9 protein-coding genes are annotated in these 12,172 nt (G+C 35.0%); 7 read left to right on the top strand and 2 right to left on the bottom strand.

Annotation, left to right across the window (positions count from 1 at the left end; all coding sequences use genetic code 11):
- Nucleotides 1-138: 138 nt before the first annotated feature.
- Nucleotides 139-2,682 (top strand): ATP-dependent Clp protease ATP-binding subunit, encoded by a 2,544-nt coding sequence (locus G508_RS0108320; RefSeq protein WP_026704886.1) that lies wholly within the window; start codon nt 139-141, stop codon nt 2,680-2,682.
- A 142-nt stretch (nt 2,683-2,824) separates the two neighbouring features.
- On the top strand, nt 2,825-4,198 hold the full coding sequence (rimK, locus tag G508_RS0108315) for a 30S ribosomal protein S6--L-glutamate ligase (protein WP_026704885.1): 1,374 nt from the start codon (nt 2,825-2,827) through the stop codon (nt 4,196-4,198).
- A 40-nt stretch (nt 4,199-4,238) separates the two neighbouring features.
- Here rimK and G508_RS0108310 read toward each other — a convergent pair whose 3' ends face one another.
- Nucleotides 4,239-4,892, bottom strand: coding sequence for a class I SAM-dependent methyltransferase (locus G508_RS0108310; RefSeq protein ID WP_026704884.1), 654 nt, complete (start codon nt 4,890-4,892; stop codon nt 4,239-4,241).
- A gap of 243 nt (nt 4,893-5,135) precedes the next feature.
- Complete coding sequence (locus G508_RS0108305; protein ID WP_026704883.1) at nt 5,136-5,996, bottom strand: NAD(P)H-hydrate dehydratase; 861 nt, start codon at nt 5,994-5,996, stop codon at nt 5,136-5,138.
- Nucleotides 5,997-6,106: 110 nt separating this feature from the next.
- On the opposite strand from G508_RS0108305, the gene G508_RS0108300 reads away from it, so the two are divergent.
- The 5 genes from G508_RS0108300 (at nt 6,107) to G508_RS0108275 (ending at nt 12,112) form a co-directional block, all read left to right on the top strand.
- Nucleotides 6,107-6,442: a hypothetical protein gene (locus tag G508_RS0108300; RefSeq protein ID WP_026704882.1), complete on the top strand. Its 336-nt coding sequence runs from the start codon at nt 6,107-6,109 to the stop codon at nt 6,440-6,442.
- A 582-nt stretch (nt 6,443-7,024) separates the two neighbouring features.
- Nucleotides 7,025-8,107 carry a glycine cleavage system aminomethyltransferase GcvT gene (gcvT, locus tag G508_RS0108290; RefSeq protein WP_026704880.1) on the top strand — a complete coding sequence of 361 codons (1,083 nt, stop codon included), beginning with the start codon at nt 7,025-7,027 and terminating at the stop codon, nt 8,105-8,107.
- A 152-nt stretch (nt 8,108-8,259) separates the two neighbouring features.
- Nucleotides 8,260-10,302, top strand: coding sequence for a carboxy terminal-processing peptidase (locus G508_RS0108285; protein WP_026704879.1), 2,043 nt, complete (start codon nt 8,260-8,262; stop codon nt 10,300-10,302).
- Nucleotides 10,303-10,307: 5 nt separating this feature from the next.
- A complete protein-coding gene (locus G508_RS0108280; protein WP_026704878.1) occupies nt 10,308-11,339 on the top strand; it encodes an LIC11966 family surface protein in 1,032 nt (343 codons plus the stop codon).
- Between the two features lie 62 nt (nt 11,340-11,401).
- Nucleotides 11,402-12,112 carry a YebC/PmpR family DNA-binding transcriptional regulator gene (locus G508_RS0108275; protein WP_026704877.1) on the top strand — a complete coding sequence of 237 codons (711 nt, stop codon included), beginning with the start codon at nt 11,402-11,404 and terminating at the stop codon, nt 12,110-12,112.
- Nucleotides 12,113-12,172 lie beyond the last annotated feature (60 nt).

The following is a 12,172-nucleotide window of genomic DNA, read 5'->3' as shown; positions in this document are numbered from 1 at the left end:
AGTTGATAAGTTAATTGTAATTTAACTTTTATTTTCGGATATTTTTTTGTCAATTAGCTGTCAGTACTAATGGCAGGGTATGATTTTTGCAAAAGAGATACATTATTACTAAATTTACAGAACCAATATCAATATAGTATGGATGATAATTTTTCACCAAGAGTAAAAGATGTGATTACCTACAGCAAGGAAGAAGCCCTTCGTTTGGGTCACGACTTCATAGGTACCGAGCATCTAATGTTGGGTATTTTAAGAGATGGTAATGGTAAAGCTATAAATATACTAAACAATTTATCAGTCGATTTAGACCACCTGAGAAAAAAAGTAGAAATTTTAAGCCCTGCCAATCCAAGTGTTGAAATTAGCAACGACAAAAAGAATCTTCACCTTACCCGTCAAGCGGAAAGGGCTCTGAAGACCACTTTTTTAGAAGCTAAAGTTTTTCAAAGCAGTTCAATTAGTACTGCACATCTTTTATTGTGCATTTTAAGAAATGAAAACGATCCCACAACCAAGCTATTGAATAAGATGAAAATCGATTATGACGTAGCCAAAGAACAATATTTAAATATGACGCCAAGCGAAGAAGAATTCCTAGATAACTTGCCAAGAAACGAATCGTTTAACGATGATTCAGGACAAGATGACAGTTTAAAAGAAGGCAGTTTTAACAATCCTGCTAATAAATCCAATAAGAAATCTAAAACACCAGTTCTGGATAATTTCGGAAGAGATTTAACAGAAATGGCCGAAGAAGGAAAATTGGATCCTGTTGTAGGTCGTGAAAAAGAAATCGAGCGTGTATCGCAGATTTTGAGCCGTAGAAAAAAGAACAATCCACTTTTAATTGGAGAACCAGGTGTTGGTAAATCTGCTATTGCAGAAGGATTAGCCTTGAGAATTATCCAAAAGAAAGTATCCCGTATTTTATTCAACAAACGTGTAGTTACCCTAGATTTGGCAAGCTTAGTTGCCGGAACAAAATACCGTGGCCAGTTTGAAGAACGTATGAAAGCTGTGATGAACGAACTTGAAAAAAACGATGATATTATTCTCTTCATTGATGAGATTCATACCATTGTTGGAGCTGGAGGAGCTACTGGTTCACTCGATGCTTCAAATATGTTTAAACCAGCTTTAGCTAGAGGTGAAATCCAATGTATTGGTGCCACTACTCTTGATGAATACCGTCAATACATTGAAAAAGATGGTGCTTTAGAAAGACGTTTTCAAAAGGTAATTGTCGAACCAACTTCTGTTGAAGAAACAATTACGATTTTAAACAACATCAAAAATAAATACGAAGACCACCACAACGTCATCTATACTCCAGAAGCAATTGAAGCTTGCGTGAAGTTAACGGACAGATATATGTCAGAGCGTTTCCTTCCAGACAAGGCTATTGATGCTTTGGATGAAGCAGGTTCCAGAGTTCACATTACTAATATTGATGTTCCAAAACAAATTTTGGATTTAGAGCGTCAGTTGGAAGAAGTTCGTGAACTTAAAAATACTGTTGTTAAAAAACAGAAATACGAAGAAGCAGCCAAACTTAGAGATGATGAAAAACGCATCGAAAAAGACTTGGCAATCGCTCAAGAACAATGGGAAGAAGATTCTAAAAACAACCGTATTCAGGTGACTGAAGATAACGTTGCTGATGTCGTTTCAATGATGTCTGGAATACCAGTAAACCGTATTGCTCAAACTGAAAGTAATAAATTAGCTAAATTGCCAGAAATTATTCAAGGTAAGGTAATTGGACAAAACGAAGCAGTAATGAAAATTGCCCGTTCCATCCAAAGAAATCGTGCCGGATTGAAAGATCCAAATCGACCAATTGGTTCATTTATTTTCTTAGGGCAAACAGGAGTTGGAAAAACACAATTGGCAAAAGTTATCGCCAAAGAATTATTTGATTCCGAAGAAGCTTTGATCAGAATTGACATGAGCGAATACATGGAAAAATTTGCCATTTCAAGATTAGTTGGAGCACCTCCAGGATACGTTGGATATGAAGAAGGTGGTCAATTGACTGAAAAAGTGAGAAGAAAACCTTACTCAGTTGTGCTTTTGGATGAAATTGAAAAAGCACATCCAGATGTATTCAACATGATGCTTCAAGTTTTAGATGATGGATTTTTAACTGATAGCTTAGGTCGTAAAATCGATTTCAAGAATACTATTATCATCATGACATCTAATATTGGAGCCCGTCAATTGAAGGATTTCGGTCAAGGTGTTGGTTTTGGTACTGCCGCGAAAGTTTCTCAAACAGATGAAAACTCAAAAAGCATTATCGAAAACGCTTTGAAAAAAGCCTTTGCTCCAGAATTCTTAAATAGAATTGATGACGTTATTGTTTTCAATGCTTTAGAGCAAGAACACATTAACCTAATCATCGAAATTGAATTGAAAAAATTATATGTTCGTGTGAAAGAATTAGGTTATAACCTAAAACTTTCTGACAAAGCAAAAGCATATATTGCTGAAAAAGGTTTTGACAAGCAATTTGGTGCACGACCATTGAAAAGAGCCATTCAAAAATATGTTGAAGATGCTTTGGCAGAAGAAATCATAACTTCAAAAATTGGAATGGGTGATGAAATTTTTATGGACATTGAAGATGGCGGTCAGGAATTGACGGTTACAGTTCAAAAAACAGAAGAACCTACAAATTAATATTATTAAATTGTTATAGTACTTTTAAGACCCGATAAATTCAATGTTTATCGGGTCTAATCTTTTTAGGATTCTAGGATATATTTCCAAAACAAATACTACTTTTGATAAAGTCAATATAACAGTTCATCAATCAAAAAATATGTTACAAGAAAAAGTTATCGTCGGAAGTGAAGAATGGTGCTCCTTCCCTGCTTTGGGTATTCCAACGATTAAGGCACGTGTAGATTCTGGTGCAAAAACATCAGCCTTGCATGCTATTAATATTGCTCCATTCATTAAAGATGGAGAAAATTGGGTCAAATTTGACATCAATCCAATACAAAATAATGTCAAAACCGTCATCCATTGCGAATCGAAATTGGTTGACAAAAGGGTAGTAAAAAGTTCCAGCGGTTTCCGCGAACAACGTTATGTTATTGGTGCTGAACTTGAAATTGGCGGCCAACATTGGTCGGTAGAAATTACACTAACCAATCGTGACTCGATGGGTTTCAGGATGTTGTTGGGTCGTGAAGCTATGAACGGTCGTGTTTTGGTTGACCCTTCACAAAAATATCTTTTAGGCCAACCTACAACTGATAGTCTAAAAGAACTTTACAAGACTTCTGATCGAGCAAAGACAGGTTTAAGAATCGGACTTTTGGCCAGTAATCCTGAGCTTTACAGTAATAAAAGGATTATGGAAGCTGGCGAAATGCGAGGTCACGATATGCAATTCCTGAACATTAAGGAATGCTATATGAAACTCGATGCCACCAAACCTGAAATTCATTACAGAGGTGGAAAAATCCTTGATAATTTTGATGCCATCATTCCTAGAATTCGTCCGAGTATTACCTTTTATGGTTGTGCTTTGACCAGACAGTTCGAGGCTTTGAAGGTTTTTTGTTTGAATTCATCTTCAGCAATAACACAGTCTAGAGACAAATTATATTCATTACAGTTATTATTAAATAATGGTGTAGATATTCCGACAACAGGATTTGCAAATTCCCCTTTGGACACCAATGACTTGATAAAAATGGTTGGCGGACCGCCATTAATTGTAAAACTATTAGAAGGAACACAAGGAAAAGGTGTCGTTTTGGCAGAGACTAAAAAAGCGGCTGAAAGTGTGATCAATGCTTTCAAGAGTTTGAATGCAAATATTTTGGTACAGGAATTTATCAAGGAAGCCAACGGAAAAGACATTCGTTGTTTTGTAATTGACGGAAAAGTAGTGGCAGCCATTCAGCGTGAAGCCTTGCCAGGAGAATTCAGGGCGAATATTCACTTGGGCGGAACAGCTTCAATCATCAAAGTAACTGCTGAGGAAAAACGTATTGCCATAAAGGCTGCAAAAGCAATGGATTTGAAAGTTGCAGGTGTAGATATCATCCGCTCTTCAAAAGGACCATTGTTGTTGGAAGTAAATTCTTCGCCTGGATTAGAAGGAATTGAGGGTGCTACCAATAAAGACATTGCAGGAGAAATGATTCTCGCAATTGAAAAGAATTTTAAATATAGACAATAAACTTGAAAAACAGCTTCTTTAATCAGAAGCTGTTTTTATTTTAAATTTTATCAAGATGTAACGTATAGAATTTTCGGGTAACCAAATCCCCTACCTTGCTCCTCACTTCATCGTTATTTTCTTTGATTTCGGATATTTCAAAACCAACACTTTTAGCTAATTTTTCAACTTCAATTGTCTCATATAAATTAAAGACATATTTGGTAAAAGGTAGTTTTTGCATAAATGTTTTATCAGCCATAGTAATGAGCATCTTCCCGGTTGGTTTCAGAACTCGATAAATTTCTACTAGAAAATCTTGAGGATCTTTCCAGAAATAAATGGTATTTACGCTGAAAATTGAATCAAAATACTCTTCTTCAAAAGGAAGTTTTATTCCGTCATATAAAACAAATTGAACAGCTTCGCTTAAAAACTGACTATTTATTTTCTTGGCTTCTTCTGACATCAAAGAAGAAATTTCCAAGCCAGTATATTTTACATCTTTTGCTTTTTCTAAAAGATAATTTAGATGACCACAATTGCCGTGACCGATTTCCAAAACTGAATTACCGTCCTTTAATTTCAATAGATCAATACAGTCCGATGTCATAGTAAAGTTGGTGGTATTCATCATATCGGCAACTTGAATTCCATGTTCCCCATCGGGTTTTGATAGTTGGTTTGCGATATTTCTTAAATCTTCTTCGTTCATTTTTGGATTAGAAATTTAATACTCAAATATAAAAAAAGAGAAGCCCTTTGCAAAAAAGACTTCTCTACTATAGTTTTTGTTAATTTATATACCTGCAGTTTACGTTGACAGTACTTCGAGGTTAAACTATTTATTAAGAATCAGGACTGAAAGAAAATAAATAGTTTAGAATAAATCACTAAAGTAAATTTACACAAAAATTTTTTAACAACCAACTGATTTATTGCGTTTTAATAAAATTTTCTATCCATGTCCGATTTCCCTTTCAATGCTCAGATAGGCTTTTCCAAGATATTCTATGATGGTAGAGGCAATAAAACTCTGATGTCCTGTTTCAGATAAGGCAAGATCGGCTGTTAGTCCGTGAAGGTAAACCCCTGAAATGGCTGCATCGGTGGGATTGTATTTTTGTGCCAATAATCCAGTTATAATTCCCGTCAATACATCGCCACTTCCGGCTGTCGCCAATGCGGAATTTCCTGTGGTGTTTTTATAAATTGTATCGCCGTCAAAAATATAAGTTGGAGCACCTTTCATCACGATTATTACTTCTAGCGTTTGTGAAAGAGCTTGGGTTTTCTCAAATTTTTCTTCTTCGGATTCCCATTTACCTATCAATCTTTCTAGTTCTTTTAGGTGTGGTGTCAGAATTGTCTTTTTGGGTAACTCCAACAGCCATTCTCTATTCAAGGACAAAATATTCAAGGCATCGGCATCAATAACCAAAGGTGATGTATTGCTTTTCAAGAATTGATAAAGTGCTCTCTTGGTTTGACGGTCCTGCCCCATTCCTACTCCAATCCCTATTGCATCTGGAGTAAAACCTATACGGATTTTAGAGATAAATTCTTCGTTTATATCTGTAATAACCATTGCTTCTGGCAGAAAAGTTTGCATGATGTTGTAACCACATTTTGGAATATAACCTGTTACCAATCCGCAACCTGACATTAGCGAAGCTTTTGATGCTAAACAAACCGAACCCATCTTGCCGTAGCTTCCGCCAATGATAACGGCATGTCCTTGGGTTCCTTTATGGGTGTCACTTTCTATTGGTTTATATCTTTTTAGGATTTCGGTTCTGGTAATATCGATGGTTTTCATTGTTTATGGATTTGTTTAAATATAGGAATTTTTAATTAAAGATGAAATGTTTAGAGGGTTTTAGAAGTTTTAAATATTTATATTTGATTTAGCTTATTAAATATTTTCTAATGAAAAAATCATACAAACTTCTTTTACTTTTCTTAGTACTTCAAAGCCTTTTAAGTTGTAAAAAAGAAACGCCATTAGAATTTGAAAAAAATGTAATGTGTGAAATTCTTCCTATAGTGATGGATTCATTAGCAATTGATAGAAGATTAATGTACCCTCTTCCTCCTGTTGCTAAAGCAATTTTTGATAAGAATGATAATCGTATTGGATTAGATTCAAGTGACTTAGATATGAGGAGAAAGGAATTTGAAGAAAGATTAATAAAAATAAAACAGGATACAAATGTTGTATTTGCAATAAATGATTCTACTTATAAAATAAATCAAGAAGATTGAAACACCCGAAATCAATATTTTAAAACAGTCAAATTTGAAAAAGAAACTATTTCGTCAAATTTAAATTATAAAATAGACTTGGAATGTGTAACTGCTTATAAATTAAAATACTTATCTAAATTTAAAGGATATACTGAACTTTTTAATTTAAAATATGAATTCGAATTAGGTGGCATCATTTCGGTTTCAAAAATCTATTTCGACAAAGAAAAAACACACGGTATTTTAAGTGCGTCATATTTATGTGGAGGAAAGTGTGGACAAGGTTATAAAATTTACCTAAAAAAGACAAATAATAAATGGATCATTGAAAAAATAATTTCTACTTGGATTGCCTAATTGACACAATCTACATCGACAATCCTGGTAACTAGCCCCGATAGTAGTGGAAATCCTTTGTTGATAAAAAACTATTTTTTCTTGACGTGGCAGAGCGACCAACGGAAGCTCCTGCCGGGGCTTGGAAAAAAAGGTTTTTATAACAAAGATTGTAACGGATAACGGGAAATTGCTCCTTAAAAAAATAATATTCTCTAAAAAAAGCAATAAATTAGCAACTTTAAAAATTTAACTACATCTAAGATGAAAGATACTGCATTAAAGCACATACATGAGAGTTTGGGAGCGAAGATTTTACCGTTTGCGGGATATAATATGCCGATTTTATATGAAGGCGTGAATGCCGAACATGAAACGGTGCGAAATGCAGTGGGTGTTTTTGATGTTTCGCACATGGGGGAATTTCTTTTGACTGGGCCAAACGCGTTGGCTTTGATTCAGAAAGTGACTTCGAATGATGCTTCGACACTGACTATTGGTCGTGCTCAATATTCTTGTTTGCCAAATACTCACGGTGGTATTGTGGACGATTTGATTGTGTACAGAATGAAAGAAGAGCAATATCTTTTGGTGGTGAATGCATCGAATATCGAGAAGGATTGGGAATGGATTTCGTCACACAATGATTTAGGTGTGGACATGAAAAATCTTTCTGATGATTATTCGTTATTGGCAATTCAAGGTCCTAAGGCGGTTGAAGCGATGCAGGCATTGACTTCGGTTGATTTGTCGGCTATTCCTTATTATCACTTTGAGGTGGGGCCGTTTGCTGGAATTGAAAATGTTATTATTTCTGCCACGGGCTATACTGGTTCTGGAGGTTTTGAAATTTATTGCAAGAACGACGAAGTGGAACAGGTTTGGAATAAGGTTTTTGAAGCGGGTGCTTCTTTTGGGGTCAAGCCGATTGGTCTTGCTGCTAGAGATACTTTGCGTTTGGAAATGGGTTTCTGCCTTTATGGAAACGACATCAATGACACGACTTCGCCTTTGGAAGCTGGCTTGGGATGGATTACAAAATTCACAAAAGTGTTCGTGAATTCGGAGAGCTTGAAGAAGCAAAAAGAAATTGGCGTTCATAGAAAATTAGTTGGTTTTGAATTGTTGGACAGAGGTGTTCCGCGTCAAGACTACGAAATTGTTGACAAGAATGGCGATGTGATTGGTATTGTAACTTCTGGAACAATGGCTCCTTCGTTGAACAAAGGTATCGGAATGGGTTATGTTACGACTCCGTTTGCTACTGTTGACAGTGAGATTTTCATCAGAATCAGAAAAAATGATGTTCCTGCTAAGGTGGTAAAAATGCCTTTTTATAAGAAATAGTAAATATATTGAACCATTTAAGATATTAAGAGAAATTAAGTAAAAACAAAATTTTAAAAAAAGTATTGATTTCTTAATTTTCTTAATATCTTAATGGTTTGAAATTTACAGCTATTCTATTGGCAACGGCTGGCAATTAATTAACCTTAATTATGAAGAAAATTTTACTTTTTTCGTTGCTGTTACCTATTTCCGTTTTGAGTCAGTCGAACGACAAGACCTGCGAAACGCTTTCTAAAATAAATGCTCTTGTAGCAGAGAATCACTTTCAACCGAAACCGGTGGACGATAGTCTATCGGTTTTTGTTTTTGATAAATTTATTGACGGATTGGACAGCAACAGGAATCTTTTTACGAAAGTGGAATATGAAAAACTCCGCAAACACCGCCTTTTGCTTGACAATTATATAACGGAAAACAATTGTTCGTTTATGAATGATTTTGTTTCGACTTATAAATTGGCCTTGGAAAGAAAGAGAGCTGTTATTGAAAAGCTAGAAAGTGTTGCCTTGGATTATAACTCGAAAGACAGCGTGAAATTTTCGAAAGAACAATTTCCGTTTGATTTGACTGAAAATGATTTTGATAGGGTTTGGAAAAAAAGATTACGTTTTGACATCTTGGAAGATATTTCGAAACTGAGCAAGAATGCTGATTCCCTTCAGCAAAACTTTACTTCGATTGAAAAAACAATAAAAAAGAAAATTTTAGATACCAATCTATGCAAAGTCAATGCGATTTTGAATAGTAAGAATGGCTTGGAAGGGGTTTTGAAAAATGATTTCCTGAACGCTTTCTGCTATTATTTTGACCCCCACTCCAACTATTTTTCTTTTGATGCGAAATCCAACTTCTTATCAGGTTTATCCACCAGCAATTTATCGCTTGGATTTGATGTTTCCTTGAATGAAAATGATGAAATTGTTATTGAAGAAATTGTTCCAGGTGGGCCTGCTGCTAGAAATGAAAAAATGGAGATTGGTGACATTATCACCAAAGTTTCTAATACAACTGGCGAAGAATATTGGGTTTCCTGCTCTTCGATGGAAACCATAGGCGATTTGATTTTTTCGGATACCAACAAGCAGATTCAGCTTACACTTCGCAAGAAAAATGGTACTACACTAGATGTTTTACTCCAAAAAAAAGTAATGAAAGCCACAGCTAATGCGGTTTATAGCTTTATAGCTGAAAAAGAAACACGGGTTGGCTATATCAAGATTCCAAATTTTTATGCCGATTTTGATGGCAAGACCATGAAGGGTTGTGCCGATGATGTGGCGAAGGAAATTGTAAAATTGAAAAAGGACAACATTACTGGTCTCGTGATCGATTTGCAAAATAATGGTGGCGGATCAATGACGGAAGCTATAAAATTAGCTGGCATGTTTATTAATGTAGGGCCAATCTCAGTTTTGGTAGATAATAATCATAATCAAAATATCATCAAGGATTTTCACCGTGGCGAAGTATATGATGGTCCGATTGTAATTTTAATGAACGGCTATTCGGCATCCGCCAGCGAGTTTTTTGCGGCAGCTTTACAGGATTATAAACGTGCTGTAATTCTAGGCTCTACTTCTTTAGGAAAGGCTTCAATGCAAACCATTATGCCTTTGGAAGAAGACAACGAGAATGATTTTGTGAAACTTACGATTGAAAAATTCTATAGGATTTCGGGCGAAAGCCATCAAATAAAAGGTATTGTTCCTGATATTTCGGCTCCGGTTTTATTTGACAGTCTTATAAAAAGAGAAAATAGTTTTAAAACGGCTCTTCCTTATGATGCTATTACAACAAAGGCAAAATACAACCCTCTACCTACAACTTTTAATTCAGAAATCTTCAATTTGAGCAAAACGAGGATTGATAATGATTTGCGTTTTAAAGAAATGAGAAGCATCAATGAAGAAATTAATTTCACTTATAATAAACCGAGAAATCCTGTAAGACTGACTTTTACAGATGTCTTCAAGGAAGTGCACGACATTGATTCGCTTTGGGAAAAAGTAAAAAATGTTACTGAAAAAGAAAACAATTTGACCATCTCGAATACTTCTTATGATACCGAAAAATTAGCATTTGATGAATTCCAAAAGGAAATCAACACCTTTAAAATGAAAGATGTCAAGACAAATCCTTACTTGGAAGAAGCCATCAATATTATTAACGATTATAAAAAATTTAAACACTAAACTTTATGAAAACAGCTTTATCAGCTTTGCTTTTACTTTTCGTTTTGAACACGAATGCTCAAGAATTTAAAACGCCTGTAGATTATTTGGATTACATCGGGAATGAATCGGATATTATTTCGAGAACTACCTGGAAATATACTTTGGCTGTAGCTCATAGTAAAAGCGCCAGAAAGATTGATAACACCCGAAAAGCATTGGTAAAAAGTATTCAAAATGCAAAAAAGAAAATCGGGGCTTTAAAGGATGGCTATAAAGGAGATGTAGAATACCGCGATCAAATGCTGTCTTACCTGACAATTTCTGAAAATCAAATCAATGAAGAATATGACAAAATTATTGATATGCAAGAAGTCGCGGAACAATCCTATGATTTTATGGAAGCTTATATTTTAGCCCGAGAATTAGTCAATGAAAAAATAAATGCCGAAGTGGATAAACTGAATGCCAACCAGAAATTATTTGCTAATAAATACGGCATCCAAATTGGTGAGAACAAAACAGAATTGGCTAAAAAGATGAAAATTTCCAATGAGGTTTTCGGAAATCAGACTGATTTGTATTTGATTTTCTTCAAGGCAAATATCACCGATTATAATTTGATGCAAGCTGCTGAAAAGAAAGACTTGAATGCCATTCAGCAAAATGCAAATGCATTGGAACAGTTTGCAAATGAAGGTTTGGAGAAATTAAAAACATTTCAGGCTTATAAGAACGATCCTTTATTGATTAATGCAACAAAGAAAGCTTTAGAATTCTACAAAAAAGAAGCCGTTGAATTGAGTCCGAAAATCATTGCCTTTTTAATGCTCAATGAGAAAATGGAAGAGAGTAATACTACAATGAACAATAAGAAACCAAAGGACCGAACCAAGGAGGAAATTGATGCATTCAATAAATTGGTTACAGAAGTAAACAAGGAAGTTGGAAACTACAACAAGCTGAATGCCAAATTCAATGCAGAAAAAACGACTGCCGTAAACAATTGGAATATGGCAAGCGAAAATTTTGTTTCAAAACATGTACCTAAAGATTAATTTTTCATTTGATATAAAGAAGGAATAACACTATTTTTGCATCGTTAAAATAATTTTTAGAAATGGGAAGAGCTTTTGAATTTAGAAAAGGTAGAAAAATGAAACGTTGGTCAGCAATGGCCAAAGCATTTACCAGAATTGGAAAAGATATCGTAATGGCCGTTAAGGAAGGTGGACCAAATCCGGAAGCAAATTCCCGTTTGAGAGCCGTTATGCAAAACGCCAAGGCTGCCAATATGCCAAAGGAAAATGTGGAACGTGCCATCAAAAAAGCTACCGATAAAGACACTGCTAACTATAAGGAAGTTTTGTTTGAAGGATATGCACCACACGGAATTGCACTTTTGATTGAAACTGCTACAGATAATAATAATAGAACCGTTGCCAACATCCGAAGCTATTTCAACAAATGCAACGGAACAATGGGAACTCAAGGTTCGGTTGAATTTATGTTTGACCATACTTGCAACTTTAGAATTCCTGCAGAAGGAATCGATGTGGAAGAAATGGAACTGGAATTCATCGATTTTGGTGCAGAAGAAATTTTTGCTGATGAAGACGGAATCCTGATCTATGCTCCTTTCGGAAGTTTTGGTGCTATCCAGAAAGAATTAGAAAACCGTAAGATAGAAATCCTTTCTTCTGGTTTTGAAAGAATTCCGCAAGTAACCAAGCAATTAACGCCAGAACAAGTAGCTGATGTTGAAAAATTATTAGAAAAAATAGAAGAAGACGATGACGTTCAAAACGTGTATCACACTATGGAAGAGTAATCTTTCAGAATAGTATCATAGATATAAACTCCCATTTTTTGGGAGTTTTTTATTTTACAC

Origin of the sequence: Flavobacterium soli DSM 19725, assembly GCF_000422705.1 — a bacterium.
Lineage (GTDB): Bacteria > Bacteroidota > Bacteroidia > Flavobacteriales > Flavobacteriaceae > Flavobacterium > Flavobacterium soli.
Note: the sequence above shows the minus strand (reverse complement) of the source record. Positions and strands in the feature narration are given on the sequence as shown.

Bases quoted from the DNA above. Each gene is read 5' to 3' on its own strand.
- G508_RS0108320 (WP_026704886.1), top strand. From the start codon at position 139: ATGGATGATAATTTTTCACCAAGAGTAAAAGATGTGATTACCTACAGC.
- rimK (WP_026704885.1), top strand. From the start codon at position 2,825: ATGTTACAAGAAAAAGTTATCGTCGGAAGTGAAGAATGGTGCTCCTTC.
- G508_RS0108310 (WP_026704884.1), bottom strand. From the start codon at position 4,892: ATGAACGAAGAAGATTTAAGAAATATCGCAAACCAACTATCAAAACCC.
- G508_RS0108305 (WP_026704883.1), bottom strand. From the start codon at position 5,996: ATGAAAACCATCGATATTACCAGAACCGAAATCCTAAAAAGATATAAA.
- G508_RS0108300 (WP_026704882.1), top strand. From the start codon at position 6,107: ATGAAAAAATCATACAAACTTCTTTTACTTTTCTTAGTACTTCAAAGC.
- gcvT (WP_026704880.1), top strand. From the start codon at position 7,025: ATGAAAGATACTGCATTAAAGCACATACATGAGAGTTTGGGAGCGAAG.
- G508_RS0108285 (WP_026704879.1), top strand. From the start codon at position 8,260: ATGAAGAAAATTTTACTTTTTTCGTTGCTGTTACCTATTTCCGTTTTG.
- G508_RS0108280 (WP_026704878.1), top strand. From the start codon at position 10,308: ATGAAAACAGCTTTATCAGCTTTGCTTTTACTTTTCGTTTTGAACACG.
- G508_RS0108275 (WP_026704877.1), top strand. From the start codon at position 11,402: ATGGGAAGAGCTTTTGAATTTAGAAAAGGTAGAAAAATGAAACGTTGG.